The sequence below is a fragment of the Streptomyces sp. NPDC048254 genome (assembly GCF_043201895.1).
In the GTDB taxonomy this organism is placed as follows: Bacteria; Actinomycetota; Actinomycetes; order Streptomycetales; family Streptomycetaceae; genus Streptomyces.
Genome location: NZ_JBICZJ010000004.1, coordinates 495,608 through 509,456, shown reverse-complemented (window position 1 = coordinate 509,456; position 13,849 = coordinate 495,608). Strand labels below are relative to the sequence as shown.

11 protein-coding genes are annotated in these 13,849 nt (G+C 70.6%); 4 read left to right on the top strand and 7 right to left on the bottom strand.

Annotated elements, in window-relative coordinates; translation table 11 throughout:
* Positions 1 to 29 precede the first annotated feature (29 nt).
* The gene (locus tag ACGFZQ_RS14800) at positions 30 to 983 is read left to right on the top strand and encodes a ScbA/BarX family gamma-butyrolactone biosynthesis protein (protein WP_393840683.1); all 954 of its coding nucleotides are present in this window, start codon (positions 30 to 32) and stop codon (positions 981 to 983) included.
* A gap of 63 nt (positions 984 to 1,046) precedes the next feature.
* Here the strand turns inward: ACGFZQ_RS14800 and ACGFZQ_RS14795 are convergent, their stop codons facing one another.
* Positions 1,047 to 1,670, bottom strand: a complete 624-nt coding sequence (locus ACGFZQ_RS14795; RefSeq protein WP_393840682.1) for a lamin tail domain-containing protein — start codon at positions 1,668 to 1,670, stop codon at positions 1,047 to 1,049.
* A gap of 504 nt (positions 1,671 to 2,174) precedes the next feature.
* On the opposite strand from ACGFZQ_RS14795, the gene ACGFZQ_RS14790 reads away from it, so the two are divergent.
* Positions 2,175 to 3,512 carry a jacalin-like lectin gene (locus ACGFZQ_RS14790; RefSeq protein ID WP_393840681.1) on the top strand — a complete coding sequence of 446 codons (1,338 nt, stop codon included), beginning with the start codon at positions 2,175 to 2,177 and terminating at the stop codon, positions 3,510 to 3,512.
* Here ACGFZQ_RS14790 and ACGFZQ_RS14785 read toward each other — a convergent pair.
* Positions 3,493 to 4,509 carry a hypothetical protein gene (locus ACGFZQ_RS14785; RefSeq protein WP_393840680.1) on the bottom strand — a complete coding sequence of 339 codons (1,017 nt, stop codon included), beginning with the start codon at positions 4,507 to 4,509 and terminating at the stop codon, positions 3,493 to 3,495. The two genes, ACGFZQ_RS14790 and ACGFZQ_RS14785, sit on opposite strands and share 20 nt — an antisense overlap.
* A gap of 6 nt (positions 4,510 to 4,515) precedes the next feature.
* Positions 4,516 to 5,517 carry a helix-turn-helix domain-containing protein gene (locus tag ACGFZQ_RS14780; RefSeq protein ID WP_393840679.1) on the bottom strand — a complete coding sequence of 334 codons (1,002 nt, stop codon included), beginning with the start codon at positions 5,515 to 5,517 and terminating at the stop codon, positions 4,516 to 4,518.
* Between the two features lie 150 nt (positions 5,518 to 5,667).
* Here ACGFZQ_RS14780 and ACGFZQ_RS14775 point away from each other — a divergent pair, with 150 nt between their 5' ends.
* Positions 5,668 to 6,567 carry an MBL fold metallo-hydrolase gene (locus tag ACGFZQ_RS14775; protein WP_393840678.1) on the top strand — a complete coding sequence of 300 codons (900 nt, stop codon included), beginning with the start codon at positions 5,668 to 5,670 and terminating at the stop codon, positions 6,565 to 6,567.
* Positions 6,568 to 6,721: 154 nt separating this feature from the next.
* On the opposite strand, the gene purU is transcribed toward ACGFZQ_RS14775, so the two are convergent.
* From purU to ACGFZQ_RS14760, 3 genes are all read right to left on the bottom strand, one after another.
* Positions 6,722 to 7,630 carry a formyltetrahydrofolate deformylase gene (gene purU, locus ACGFZQ_RS14770; RefSeq protein WP_393840677.1) on the bottom strand — a complete coding sequence of 303 codons (909 nt, stop codon included), beginning with the start codon at positions 7,628 to 7,630 and terminating at the stop codon, positions 6,722 to 6,724.
* A complete protein-coding gene (locus ACGFZQ_RS14765) occupies positions 7,627 to 8,499 on the bottom strand; it encodes a methylenetetrahydrofolate reductase (RefSeq protein WP_393840676.1) in 873 nt (290 codons plus the stop codon). Before ACGFZQ_RS14765 ends, purU begins: the two co-directional genes overlap by 4 nt.
* A 73-nt stretch (positions 8,500 to 8,572) precedes the next feature.
* A complete protein-coding gene (locus ACGFZQ_RS14760) occupies positions 8,573 to 9,916 on the bottom strand; it encodes an aminomethyl transferase family protein (protein ID WP_393840675.1) in 1,344 nt (447 codons plus the stop codon).
* A gap of 415 nt (positions 9,917 to 10,331) precedes the next feature.
* Between ACGFZQ_RS14760 and ACGFZQ_RS14755 the strand changes: the two genes are divergently transcribed.
* Positions 10,332 to 12,590, top strand: coding sequence for a nitrate- and nitrite sensing domain-containing protein (locus tag ACGFZQ_RS14755; RefSeq protein ID WP_393840674.1), 2,259 nt, complete (start codon positions 10,332 to 10,334; stop codon positions 12,588 to 12,590).
* A gap of 15 nt (positions 12,591 to 12,605) precedes the next feature.
* Here the strand turns inward: ACGFZQ_RS14755 and ACGFZQ_RS14750 are convergent, their stop codons facing one another.
* On the bottom strand, positions 12,606 to 13,781 hold the full coding sequence (locus ACGFZQ_RS14750) for an AI-2E family transporter (protein WP_393840673.1): 1,176 nt from the start codon (positions 13,779 to 13,781) through the stop codon (positions 12,606 to 12,608).
* Positions 13,782 to 13,849 lie beyond the last annotated feature (68 nt).

Genomic DNA, 13,849 nt, shown 5'->3' with positions numbered 1-13,849 from the left:
ACGAAGAGCTTTCCGACGGGGGGTTATCGATGAGCCTGTCCGCCAGCGAGATCGGAGTCGGTCTGCCCGCACTGCCCCGGCTGACCACCACGGTCCCCAAGGAGTACGTCCACCGGGCGTCCCTGGCCGAGGTGTTCCTCAGTGGGTGTACCGCGCAGGACGACGGGCTGCGGTTCTCTCTCACCGGACAGTGGCCACGGGCACACACCTTCTTCAACAGTGCCGACGGTTCGAGTCACGATCCGCTGCAGGCCGCGGAGACGTTTCGCCAGGCCGGCATGTTCGTGACGCACGCCGAACACGGCGTACCGCTCGGGCATCACTTCGTCCTGTGGTCGCTCAGCTGCCACGCCGATCTGGAGCAGCTGCGGATCGGCTCCCGGCCGACCGACTTCGAGCTGGAGGTGACGTGCCCGGACACCGCGCCGCGCGGCAGGGCGTCCGCGCGCCGGATGGGCATAGGGTTCGCGCTGCGCCGGGACGGCCGGCCCGTGGCCCACGGAGACGGGCTGTACTCCATCGTCACGCCGTCCGTCTACGCGCGGCTGCGGGCCAACCGGCCCGCAAAGCAGGCGACTTCGACGGACCAGATGGTCGCGGCCGACCCGATGCCGCCGTCCGCCGTGGGCCGCACCTCCCCCGCCGACGTGGTGCTGACGCCCACGGACAGACCCGGCCGGTGGCTGCTCACCCCGGACCTGGCCCACCCCATCCTGTTCGACCACGGCGGTGACCACCTGCCCGGCATGGTCCTGCTGGAGGGTGCCCGCCAGGCCGCCTGCGCCCGGCTGGCACCCCGTGCGCTGATACCGGCGAGCACCTCCACGACGTTCGACCGCTACGTCGAACTCGACAGCCCGTGCTGGGTGGACGTGACCGAGGTGACCCCTGGGGGCGACGGCACGGTGACCGTGCAGGTCGTCGGCCGGCAGGGCGGCGAGACGGTCTTCACCTCCACCGTGCACGGGCCCGTCATCGACTGAAGGCACCGCGAAACGGCCGCCGCCGGGCCCCGAACCGGGACCCGGCGGCGGCCGTCGGGCTCGTCAGTGCCGGTGGCCGGGGGCCTGGCGGTCGTCGGCATCCCGGCGGTGGCCAAGGGTCTGCCGGTCGTCGGAGACCTGGCGGTGGTCGATGGCGTGGCGGTCGTCGGCGACCCGGCCGTGGTCGAAGGCGTGGCGGTCGTCGGCGTCCCGGCGGTGGTGCAGACCCCAGGACGCGGAGTCGACATAACGCCCGTGGTCGTTGCGCAGGGTGGCGGTGTCGGCGCCGTGGTCCCAGACGGACTGGCGGCGGTCCTGGTACAGGTCCGTCATGGTGTCCCGGCCCTGCCCGGTGTGGACCCGGACCGTGGCGTGGCCGGCCAGCCGGTAGTGACGGAAGGTGTAGCTGTGACCGTCGGCGTCCGCCAGCGTCCAGCCGCTCAGGTTCACGTCCCGGCGAGCGGTGTTGGTGACGTCCACCCACTCCCGGTTCAGGGCACGGCCGGAGAAGACCGCGCGTCCCTGCAGGTCGTGCTGGACGGCGCTGATGACGACCGCGTCGCGGGTCGGATTGGCGGGGTGCGTGACGGAGGCGGCGGCGGGCAGGGCCACCGCGCCCACCAGGACGGCCGCCACGGCTGTGACGGACCCGAGACGACGGGCGGTCGCGAAGACGGATACGGACACGAGGTCCCCCTTTACGGGGTTCGGGCACACCCCGACACGTGCGGTGCGAAGCCGCGGTTCGCGAGGGGGCGTGTGGTGCGAGGCGACGGCCGGGCGGCCGCGCAGCCACACCCTGCAACCGGGCGGCGGGACATGCGCGGCGCACACCACGCCCGTTACCGATCTTTCGCGTGGTCATGACTCTCGACTGTAATGTCCATTTATTAAGTGAATGCACCATTTTGATCCGCTACGAAGCCCGGCCGCCGTGCAGGACAGCGGGTACATGGCGCCCTTCCGACCCACGGGCCGCCCGGCAAACAGGGTCCTCTCACCCGAAAGTGAGTAACAGTCAGCGGCCGATCGGACCGCCGACAGAAGTCGATCTTCCGGTCGTCATATGGAATTCCCCGATTGGTCGGCCGCGACAGGGGTGCAGAGAAAGCGTTTGCCACTACGTTTTGGCTTGCGTTTTTGGCATGCTCACACCCTCTCGGCGCACACCTCCCCGTAGGAGACACCCTCATGCGCAGACTCGTTGCCTGTCTGGCGGCCGCGGTTGCCGCCCTCGGCGGGCTCACGGCGACGGCCACTCCGGCCGCGGCGGCCGGCTCGGGCACGTTCAGTGTGCTCACGTACAACGTCGCCGGACTTCCGGAGTCGCTGTCGAGCGCATCCACACCGCGCGACACCAGCACCACCGAGATCGGCAGGCGGATCGCGCCGTACGACATCGTCAACGTCCAGGAGGACTTCAACTACCACGCGTACCTGTACTCGACGGACACCCACCCGTACCGCACCGCGACCAGCGGCGGCGCGGGTATCGGCAGCGGGCTCAACACCGTCTCCGACTACGCCTGGGACGGCGACGACTTCGAGCGTGTCGGCTGGAACTCCTGCCAGCTCGACTCGGGTGACTGCCTGACCCCCAAGGGCTTCACCTTCATGCGCGAGCGGCTCGCCGAGGGCGTCTACGTCGACTTCTACAACCTGCACACCAACGCGGGTACGAACGACGGCGACGAGGCCTCCCGGGCCGACAACCTCAGCCAGCTGACGTCGTTCATCAGCACCCACTCGGCCGGGAACGCCGTCGTGGTCATGGGTGACACCAACACCCGCTACACCCGCACCGCCGACACCATCGCGGAGTTCGCCTCGAACAACGGGCTGACCGACGCCTGGGTCCAGCTGATCCGTGGCGGCAGCGCGCCGGCCAAGGGCAGTGACGCCCTGGTCTGCGACCAGACCGGGACCACTGTGCCCAACACGTGCGAGGTCGTCGACAAGGTCCTGTACCGCAGCAGCAAGCTGGTCACCCTCAACGCGACCTCGTACAACAACGAGCACGCCAAGTTCCTCAATGCCGACGGTCTGATGCTCTCCGACCACGACCCGATCACGGTCGGCTTCTCCTGGTCGCAGAACCCGGACTTCCAGCTCAGCGACCAGTTCGGCGGTCCGCACGGCGACTACTACCAGGACCTTCCGAGCGTCCCGGCCGCCGCCCGTGCGACCAGCATCTCGCTGCGCTCCGGCTCCCGCGTCGACCAGGTCGGCATCACCCTGGGCAACGGCACCACGCTGACCCACGGCGGCACCGGCGGCACGGCGTCCTCGCTGACGCTGGGCAGCGGCGAGTACGTGACCACGGCGTACCTGTGTGAGAGCAAGTACAACAACACCACCCGCATCTTCTACGCCAAGTTCACCACCAACCTGGGCAACACCCTCGCCGGTGGTACGACGACCTCGGACTGCGTGACCCGCACCGCGCCGTCGGGCTGGCAGATCGCCGGCTTCCACGGCCGCTCCGGGGACGAGCTCGACAAGGTCGGCTTCATCTACACCAAGCGCTGACCTCGCCCGTACGGCCGGCGAACGTCACGAACGCCTCGCCGGCCGTATCGAGCGGGCGGCCGCGCCGACGTCGATGACGGTGTCGCCCGGCCGGATGTGTTCGGGGCCGACACCTTCCTAACGCCTCGGCAGGCCAGACCGTCTCCACGGCCCCGCGGTCGGTGTCGTACACCCCGACGGCCAGAACGACGAGCCTCGCGTCTTCAGCCGCCGGCGCGGTTCTGGCGGTGCGAGCGACCCTGAAGCGCACGGCGGCCTCGGGGTCGCGCAGCCACTGCTTCACCCGGCCGGGGAGCCTGGCAGCCGGGGAACCAAGGGTGAGGGCCACAGCCGCCTCGGCGCCAACCAGGCACGCGCGAGCGCGTCCCGTCCACTCGACGGACGCGTCACCCACCAGAGCCGCGGCCATGGACCGTACTTCCCGGTCGCTGTCCGTCAGCGAGGGACGGACAACGTCGAGGCCCGGGGCCAGGGACTCCGCCACGGCGGTCTCCCAGTCCATCTCGGCTTCGTACAGGCGGGGCTTGGAGCTTCCTCGTGGCAGGGAGCTTCTGGAACTCTGAGGGCCGCCCAGCAGGGTCGCCCGCTCTCGTCTCAGGGCGCGAAGTCCGGGTCCTCCAGATCCACCGTGAACGACTTGCCCAGGTTGTTGGTGGACGTGGCCTGGGAGCCGTCGACAAAACCTGTTCGAAAGGATGTCGAACCGGGCGAAGAACCCGTCGGCGCCCAAGGCCCCTTCGCCGCGGCCGACGTAGCCGGAACCGTCCTGCAGTGCCGCGATACGGTCGGGGGACGCCCCGACCTGGGCGACGTGATCCGGACTCGCCGCCAGCAAGGCGTCGAGGTCGAGTGGTTCTCCGAGTTCGAACCAGGACAGTTCGCCGCCGTCCACCCGGGCGCTGCGAGCCGACCCGTCGGCGCGGTACAGCCCGTCCCACGCAGGCGCCTTGCCGCTCCTCCACAGCTCGCCGATGGTGGTGGGGTTCGCTGTTCTCACCTCACCTCACCTCATCTCCCTTTTCTTCTCTTTCGAGACGTGCTGCGGCAGTTGGTTCACCAGCAGCGGACCCAACTCCAGCCGGAGCGGCTCACTACGGGCGGCCGAGCCCTCTTCGGTGCCGCCGAGTGGCCGGGGATGTTCGCTCGGGTAGGCCACGTGGGCCAGCATGCTCAGGGCTTCGGCCGAGGGAGAGCCGGACGGAGCGGTGCAGGTCACGAGGGTCTGGTCGGGTCTTTCGATGGAGCGCAGGGTCTGCTGGGTGACGGCGAGGTCGCCGATCAGCGGATGGTGGAGTGCGTAGTGCGCGGTGGCGCACGCCTGGACGCGGTGGTCGGCCCACAGGGCGCTGAATTCCGCGCTTGCCATCGTCAGTCTGCCGATGAGGGCGGCAAGCGCGGGATCGCCCGGGTGGGCTCCGGCCACGAGCCGCAGATTGCCCACCACGGCGCGCGCCTTGCGGTCCCAGTCGACGTACAGTTCGCGGGTCTCCGGGTCGAGGAAGACGAGTTCGGTCATGTTGACGCGGCGCCCGGGGACGGAGACGGCGTCGCGGTCCCGGTTGCCGGCCAGCAGGGCGTGGCCCATCGGGTTCCAGGCGAGTACGTCGCCGCGTCGGCCGAGGATGAGCGCCGGTACCTGCGGTATGGCCTCGAGCAGTTCGAGCAGGGCCGGGTCGGGGTGCTCGACGCTCGTGGGCCGCACGGCGCGTCGCCGACCGGCGGAGGCGGCGAGAGCGTGCAGGTGCCCACGCTCGGGTGCGGTCAGCTCCAGGGCGGCCGCGATCGCGTCGAGTACCTGGGGGGAAGCGTGGCGTGACTGTCCTTGTTCGAGTCGCGCGTAATAGGACGTGCTGACTCCCGCGAGCTGCGCCAGTTCCTCACGACGCAGGCCCGCCACGCGTCGCCGGCCGCCGTACGAGGTCAGCCCAAGGTCCTCCGGTCGGAGCCGCGCTCGGCACGCCTTGAGGAACGCGCCGAGTCCTCCGTCGTGATCACGATCAGCCATGCGTTCCATTCTCCGGTCTCAACGCCCTGCCGGCCGCACCCTGCCAGGGTGCGGCAACTCCAGGCGCACCCTGGCGCGGTGTGGTTACGGGCATCGGCGACCCCAAGAGTGGTCATGCGCCTTTCCACGACGATCGAAGAGGAACCATCGATGAACGAGATCATGCTCGGCGACGTCACCGTCGCCCGGGTCGAGGAGATGCACGGGCCGGTGGGCATGACACCCGGGCAGTTCTTCCCCGGCTGGACCGACGAAGCATGGCGGGAGAACCGCGGCTGGCTGGTACCGGACCACCTCGGCGCCGAGGACGACATCGTGCAGGTGGCGTTCCAGACCTGGGCGCTGCGCAGCGAGGGCCGGACCATCCTGGTCGACACGGGCATCGGCAACGACAAGCCCCGCCCTGCGGTCGACGCCTGGGACCACCTGTCCCTCGGATACCTGGAGAACCTCGCGAAGGCAGGCATCCAGCCGGACGACGTGGACCTGGTCATCAACACCCACCTGCACGTCGACCACGTCGGCTGGAACACCCGCCTTGTCGACGGGCAATGGGTGCCGACGTTCCCGAACGCCACATACCTGATGCCCAGGCTCGACTTCGAGCACTTCGACCCGGCGAAGAACCCGAACATCGCCGGAGGGGTCAACGAGAACGCCTTCGAAGACAGCATCGAGCCGGTCCGCGCCGCCGGACAGGTCCGGCTGTGGGAGAGCGAGCACATCGTGGACGGCAACCTGCGACTGCTCGCGGCGCCCGGACACACACCGGGTGCGAGCGTCCTGGTCCTGAGCTCGGGCGGCGACAAGGCACTGCTCGCGGGCGATCTGATGCACAGCCCGCTCCAGGTCGCCCACCCCGAGCACAGCAGCTGCTTCTGCGAGGACCCGACGACCGCGCGGGCCACGCGCCGGGACCTGCTCGGCTGGGCGGCGGACAACACCGCATTGGTTCTGCCCGCCCACTTCAGCGGCCGTACCGCGCTGGAGGTGGCCCGCAACGGCGGCGGGTTCGAGATCAAGAACTGGGGGCCCTTCCCCAGCTACTGATCCGCCTGGCCGCCGGAAGCCGAACCCGGCCGCCGCGAGACGAGCCACCTCGCGGCGGCCGTCCACCGGGAAGCCGTTGCGCACAGTGCTGTGGGGAGCCGGGAGGCCGGTCGCCGTGCGGCTGAGGGGAACGGACTGCCATGGGGCCACCCGCCTACGCGAAGACGATGGTGTGGTTGCCGTCGCGGATCACCCGGTCCTCGGCGTGCCAGAGGACGGCCCGGGAGAGGACCGCGCGTTCCACGTCGGCGCCCCGGCGGGTGAGGTCGGCGGCGGTGTGCGCGTGGGTGACGCGCACCACGTCCTGCTCGATGATCGGGCCCTCGTCGAGGTCCTCGGTGACGTAGTGGGCGGTGGCCCCGACCAGTTTCACGCCCCGCTCCTTGGCCTTGGCGTACGGCCCGGCGCCGATGAAGGCCGGCAGGAAGGAGTGGTGGATGTTGATGATCGGCACGCCGGCCTTCTCGATGAGGTCGCCGGAGAGGACCTGCATGTAGCGGGCGAGGACGACGAAGTCGACGTTGTCCCTGAGCAGTCGCAGGTGTTCGGCCTCGGCCGCCGACTTGTCCGGGCCCATGGAGGGGACGTGGAAGAACGGGATCCCGAACGAGCGGACCTCCTCGGCGACATCGGGATGGTTGGAGACCACCATCGGGATGCTGACCGGGAGTTGGCCCTGCCGGTGCCGCCAGAGCAGGTCGAGCAGGCAGTGGTCGGACTTGCTGGCGAAGATCGCGACACGTTTGGGCACGGACAGGTCGCGCAGGGTGTAGCGCAGTCCGAACTCCTTGACGAGGTGCTCGTCGAGGTCGGCACGCAGGGCGGGCAGGCTGGCCTGCAGTCCGGGGAGGGTGAAGACGGTGCGCTGGAAGAAGGCGCCGCCCTGCGGATTGTCGGAGTACTGGTCGAGGGAGACGATGTTGGCGCCGTGCCGGCTGAGGAGCGCGGTCAGCGCGGCGACGATCCCGGTGGCGTCGGCGCCCTGGACGATCAGCGAGGCCTGGTGGTCCGGTTCCTCGCGCCGCCTGGCGGGGCGGGCCGGGGTGTCCTGGGCGAGGCTCATCCGTGGTGGTCCTTCCTGAACCGGGCGATCCATTCGGAGGTGGCCCGCAGCCCGCCGAACGTATAGAAGTGGATCTTCACCTCGCCGTGGCGGACCGGGTCGTAACCCTCGGCCAGGGCGTGCAGGAACCTGTCCGGTCCCGCGGTGCCCATCAGGTTGGTGAGGGAGAGGCCGTACTTCTTGGCGATGGCGGCGCTGGTGCCGACGCCGAACCGGGCCGCGTAGGCCATCAGGCGTCGTACGCCGGCCGGGCCGGGGACGCCGATGCGGACCGGGACCGCGATGCCCTCGTCGCGGACCCGTTCGATCCAGGCGAGGACGGGATCGACGTCGAAGCCGAACTGGGTGATGATTCCGCCGTCCAGGCCCTGCGCGGCGAGCGCGGCGCTCTTGTCGCGGAGCACGGACCACAGGACGTCCCCGGGTATGGCGGGGTGGCCCTCCGGGTAGCCGCTGATGCCGACGTGCCGGACGCCGTACTCCTGGAGCAGGCCGGACTCGATCAGGGAGAGGGAGTCCTCGTAGGGGCCCTCGGGGCTCGCCGGGTCGCCGCCGACGGCGAAGACGTTGTCGCAGGTGCCGTCGGTGTGCAGGCCGGTGAGGAACTGCTCGAAGTCGGCGCGGGAGCCGAGCCGCCTGGCGGAGACGTGCGGCACGGGCACGAAGCCGAGCCGCTTGACCGCGCGGGCCGCGTCCAGCCGCATCCGCAGGTCCTCGTTGCCGAGGAAGGTGACGTTGATGCGGGTGCCCTGCGGGATGGTGTCGCGGGCCTCCTCCAGCCTGGGGACGTCCTTGCCGGTCATCTCCAGGGAGAAGTCCTCCAGCAGTGCGGTGCGCACCGCCGTCGAGGCCGTGTCGAGGGTCGTCATCGTGCTCCTTGCCGAACGTCAAACTCCGATTTTCGAACACCGGGGGGCGGGGGTTGCATCCGGGACTCACCTTTCAGGCATCGCGGCGGTACCGGGTGCGGGCGTGCCGGTCGAAGGGGCTCGGCTGCACGGTGGCCCGGATGCGCGGGAAGCCCAGGTCGGCGCCGGGGTCGGTGCCGGGGCCGGGGTGCTCGCCCCAGACGATGCTCACCTCGGTGCCGGGCGTGGCGTGCGCGGGGTCGATCAGGGTCTGGGCCAGCACGGTGCCGACCGGGTCGATCGAGGCGGACTGCATGGTGACGCCGACCAGACCGGCCCCGTTCTCCACCCGGTGGCGGGCGTAGCTGAGGACGAACCCGGGGTCGGCGCCGTCGCCGAGCACCCGGCGTACGTCGCCCGGGTCGAGCACCAGGGTGACCTTCTTGCGGAGTTCCTCGTCCTTCGCCTCCAGCAGGGCGTCCCGGCCCAGGAAGTCGTGGCCGAAGTGGATCAACTTGCCGTAGCCGAGTTCGTAGGGGGAGACGTAGTAGTCCTCGATGTCGGGCGAGAACCAGCTGCCGCCCAGCGGCCGCTGGCCCTCGATGCCGAACAACGGCAGGTACCGTCGGTATTCCGCCAGCTCGGGGTCGGTGTAGATGCCCGGTACCGGGGAGGGGATCCAGCCGCTCTCCACGCTCGGGGTGGTGTACGCCAGGGCCCCGACCTGGATCAGCCCGAGCGGCTCACCGGCCTTGAGGAAGGCCTCGTGCACGTGGGCCGCGTGCTCCCAGGGGCCGACGAACTCGAAACCGGCCTGGCCCGCCATGCCGTGGCGCAGTGCCTTGAAGGTACGGCCGTCCAGGGTGACCGGGGTGGAGTGGAAGAACCTGGTCTCGGGGAGCGGCCCGCCGAAGACGCGGGCCACCACCTCCAGTGCCAGCGGCCCCTGGATCTGGTAGCGGAAGAGCCTCGGGTCTCCCCCGCCGGGCCGGAAGGCGCTGGAGGGGTCGGTGACGAAGGCGACGTCGTAGCCGCCCTGCTCGGCGTGGTACCGCACCCAGTGCTGTGCGGCCGGGATACCGCTGAGCAGATAGCGGTTCCCGTCCTCGCGCAGCAGGACGCCGTCGGTGACGATGTGGCCTGCGCGGGTCACCGGCACGTACTGCTTGGCCTGGCCGATCGCGAACCGCTCGAAGTTGTTGGTGCCGTGCTCGGCCAGCAGCCGGGTGGCGTCCGGGCCCTCGATCCACAGGTCGTACATGTGGTGCGAGAGATCGAGCAGCGCGACACCCTCGTGCCAGGCCGCCTGCTCCTGCCGCCAGCCCGTGTACTCACGCGCCACGACTTCGGGCGTCCACGGCTCGGCGCCGGGCTTCCACAGCAGGGCGACGGGCGAACCGGCCTGGTCGATGCCGTCCTGGAGGCTGGGAATGGTCATGCGGCTCCTTCCCATTACTTAATCGTTCTAGTAGCGATGCAGTACTTAAACGTTCTAGCGCGGACGCTAGCAGCGCCGCTCCCGGCTTGACGAGCGTCGGGATCCGCACCCTTTGGTTGCGTACGGCGGTGGAACGGCACGCGCGGACCACCATCCGCGCCACCGCCTCCCGCCGTACTTCCACCGAGGCAAGCGCTGACTGTCCGTCCGGCCGTACGGGTCACCCGGCGCAGGGTATCCGGCCGATGGTCCGTGCGTTGACCACCGATGGTTTTGATTGAGCTTTGTACCACTTCGCTGGAAACCGCTTCCCAGAAACACCGGTCGAAACCGATCGCTGGGTGTTAGAAATTGGCCACAGAACGTCGGGCTGTCACAGCCCTGCGCACCCTCCCTGTTGTGAAGTGGATCGACCTTGCCCAAGTTCAGACCCCTGACCGGCAACTGGCGCGTCGCAAGGCGGCTCCAGGCCATTCTGTTCATCCCCGTGCTGGTCGCACTCGGTCTCGGCGGTGTCCGGGTGAAGAACTCCGTCGACACCCTGCGGGACGCCGACGACGCGGTGCGTGTGGCGGAGTTGGTGCAGGCGGCGAACGCCTACGCCAGTGACGCGATCAACGAACGGGACGTGTCGGTCACCCCGCTGCTGGAGGGCGAGCGGAACGCGCCGGCGGTGGTGGCGGCGCGCAAGACGACCGACGCGGACGCCGAGGCGTTCGACCGGGCGGTGGCCCGCGCGCCCAGGACCACGGGGCTCACCAGGCGGATCGAGCTGGTCCGGGCGGGCGAGAAACAGCTTCCGGTGGTGCGGGCCAACGCGTTCACGGGCCGGCTGACGGGGGTGCAGACCGAGGAGAGCTATCACGCCGTCCAGCACCCGCTGATGGAGCTCTCCAACGAACTGGGCTTCGGCAGCAACAACCAGGCGAGCTTCGGACGCACCCTCTACGCCATCTCCCTGACCCAGGCGGCCGAGTCCCTGATCCGTTCCATCGGCACGCATCTGCTGGTCGAGGACCGCACCGCCCTCGCGGAGGGCGAACTCCCCACCCAGCTCGGCTCGTTCAGCTCATACGCCTATCTGGAGCAGGTGGCTCTCCAGGAGTACGCGGGCGCCGGTACCGCGCAGGACATGACCCGGCTGCGGGCGGCGTTCGCGGACGCGGAGAAGAAGGGCGCGGAGCAGACCGCGAAGGCGGCCGAGGAGGCCAAGGCGGCCGGGCGGGCGTTCGTGGCGCCGCCCGACCTGACGAAGATGATCAGTGAGATCGCCACCGGGAAGCCGCCCGAGCAGCTGGCCGCCGAGGGCATCACGCCGGAGTCGTTCTTCGCCGCGTCCACCCTCGCCTTCGACGCCTGCCGGGGCATCGAGGTCCGCCTCACCGACACGGCGCTCGCCGACGCCCGGAGCGTCGCCGCCGAGGCGAAGCGGGACGCGATCACCAACGGCTCGCTCGCGCTCGGCGCGGTTCTCGCGGCGCTGCTGCTCGCGGCCTGGGTGGCCCGTTCGATGAGCCGGGGCATGCGCCTGCTGAGCGCCTCGGCGATGGAGATCGCGGAGCAGCGGCTGCCGGCGGTGATCACCCAGCTGTCCCAGGCCGTGCCCGGCGAGGTGGACACCAAGGTCACGCCGATCCCGATCACCACCACGGACGAGATCGGCGAGGTGGCCCGGGCCTTCGACCTCGTGCACCGGGAGGCGGTCCGGCTCGCCGCCGAACAGGCCCTGCTGCGCGGCAACATCAACACGGTCTTCACCAACCTCTCCAGCCGCAACCAGTCGCTGGTCGAGCGTCAGCTGGCCCTGATCACCGACCTGGAGGGCCGTGAGGCCGACCCCGAGCAGCTGGCCAACCTGTTCAAGCTGGACCACCTGGCCACGCGGGTGCGGCGCAACGGCGAGAACCTCCTGGTGCTCGGCGGCGAGCGGCCCACCCAGCAGTGGGACCACCCACTCCCCCTGGTCGACGTCATCCGGGCGGCGGCCTCCGAGGTGGAGCAGTACGAGCGGATCGAGCTGTCGGGCATCCCGGAGACCCAGATCCACGGCCGGGCCGTCACCGACCTCGTGCATCTGCTGGCGGAGCTTCTGGAGAACGCCACCGCGTTCTCCTCGCCGCGCTCCACGGTCCGCGTCACGGCGACCCGGCTGCCCGACACCCAGACCATGATCGAGATCCATGACCAGGGCATCGGCCTGATGCCCGAGGACTTCGCGCTGATCAACCACAAGCTGGCGAACCCGCCGACCGTCGACGCCGGCGTCTACCAGCACATGGGCCTGTTCGTGGTCGGCAGGCTGGCCGACCGGCACGGTGTCCGGGTCCAGCTGCGGCCGGCCGCCACGGAGTCCGGAACGACCTCGCTGGTGATGCTCCCGGGCACCGTCCTGTGGCGCGACGGCGCGGAGTCCGACGCCGACACACTGGCCCTGGTCGCGGTCAAGACGCGCGCCAAGCCCGGCCTGGACATCGAGGCGCTGCTCGCGGAGGGGGCCGCCGACCCGTTCGGCGCACACGAGGCGTGGGACGACGGCATCCCGGCACCCACCGCCGCCCCGGCCCCGGCCCCGGCCCCGGCGTCCGAGCCTGCCGCCCCGTCCGGGGTTCCCGCACCGTCCGGCCGGTCCCGCCGTGCCCCGAGGCGCACCCGTCGCACCGCCAAGGACGGCTGAGCCCCGGGAGCCGGGTCAGGGCGGCGCGGTCCGCAGGGCCCGCACCACCGCCCAGACGACGGAGATGAACGGCACGGCCACGACGGCGCCGATCACCCCCGCGACGATGCTGCCCGCGATGACGGAGACGGCGACGACGAGGGGGTGCAGGCGCACCGCCCAGCTCATCACCAGGGGGTGCAGCACATGTCCCTCCAGCTGGCCGATGACGACGATGAGCACGAGGACGCACACGGCGGTAAGCGGCCCGCGCCCGGCCAGCGCGACCACGGTGGCGACGCCCAGGGCGACCGGTGAGCCGACCAGGGGGACGAACGCGGCGAAGAACTCCAGCAGGGTGAGCGGCAGCGCGAGCGGCACCCTCAGCACCAGCAGGGCGATGCCGACGAGTACGGCGTTGGCGGCGGCCACGATGATGATGCCCCGGGTGTACCCGGCGAACGTCCGCCAGGCGGCGTGTCCTGCCCGGTCCCATGCGCTCCGGGCGCCGGCGGGCAGCAGCTCTCGGCTGGTCCAGGCCCACAGCCGTTCGCCGGAGTTGATGAAGAAGACCGAGGCGAACAGCGCGAGCGCGCCCCCGGCGACCACTTCGACGAGCGTTCCGAAGCCGCTGAGCACCCTGCTGGCCAGGTTGGAGCGGTGGGCCTGGATGTAGTCCACGATCTGCTGCTGGAGACGCGACAGGGCGCCGGGGCCGAGCCGGAAGGGCGGGCGCTGCAGCCAGACCTCGATGCGGTGGATCCCGCCGCGGAACTCCTCGGCCAGCGTCGCCGACTCCTGCGCGATCGCGTTGCCGACCAGCGCCAGCAGCCCCAGGAACACGCAGATGCTGCCGACCAGGCTCACGGCCACCGACAGGGGTCTGGGCAGCCGGCGGCTCAACAGGTCGGTGAACGGGCGCAGCACCGAGGTGACGACCAGGCCCAGGAACAGGGCGACGGCGATCAGCTGGAAGCGGCCCAGGACGATGAAGACGCCGTAGACGACGATGCCGAGCACGATGAGCCGCCAGGCGTAGGCGGCGGCGATCCGCAGGGCGGGGACGACGACCGCGCTGACGGAGGCGGAGGCACGGGGATCGCGGGCGCGCTTCGGGACCCAGACCGCGCGGGCGGACCGGGTGCCCCGCGGCGTGCCCCGTGCCGGGCGCGCCCGGCCCCGCCCGGCCGCCGGTCCGCCCGAACCCGCCACCGCGCCTCCCGTTGCCGGCCTTCATCACCTCGGGTGCGCGTCAGGGCACCTCTAGTGCACGTTAGGGG

Excerpts from the sequence above, each read along its gene's own strand:
- ACGFZQ_RS14800 (WP_393840683.1), top strand. The coding sequence starts at position 30 with ATGAGCCTGTCCGCCAGCGAGATCGGAGTCGGTCTGCCCGCACTGCCC.
- ACGFZQ_RS14790 (WP_393840681.1), top strand. The coding sequence starts at position 2,175 with ATGCGCAGACTCGTTGCCTGTCTGGCGGCCGCGGTTGCCGCCCTCGGC.
- ACGFZQ_RS14780 (WP_393840679.1), bottom strand. The coding sequence starts at position 5,517 with ATGGCTGATCGTGATCACGACGGAGGACTCGGCGCGTTCCTCAAGGCG.
- ACGFZQ_RS14775 (WP_393840678.1), top strand. The coding sequence starts at position 5,668 with ATGAACGAGATCATGCTCGGCGACGTCACCGTCGCCCGGGTCGAGGAG.
- purU (WP_393840677.1), bottom strand. The coding sequence starts at position 7,630 with ATGAGCCTCGCCCAGGACACCCCGGCCCGCCCCGCCAGGCGGCGCGAG.
- ACGFZQ_RS14765 (WP_393840676.1), bottom strand. The coding sequence starts at position 8,499 with ATGACGACCCTCGACACGGCCTCGACGGCGGTGCGCACCGCACTGCTG.
- ACGFZQ_RS14760 (WP_393840675.1), bottom strand. The coding sequence starts at position 9,916 with ATGACCATTCCCAGCCTCCAGGACGGCATCGACCAGGCCGGTTCGCCC.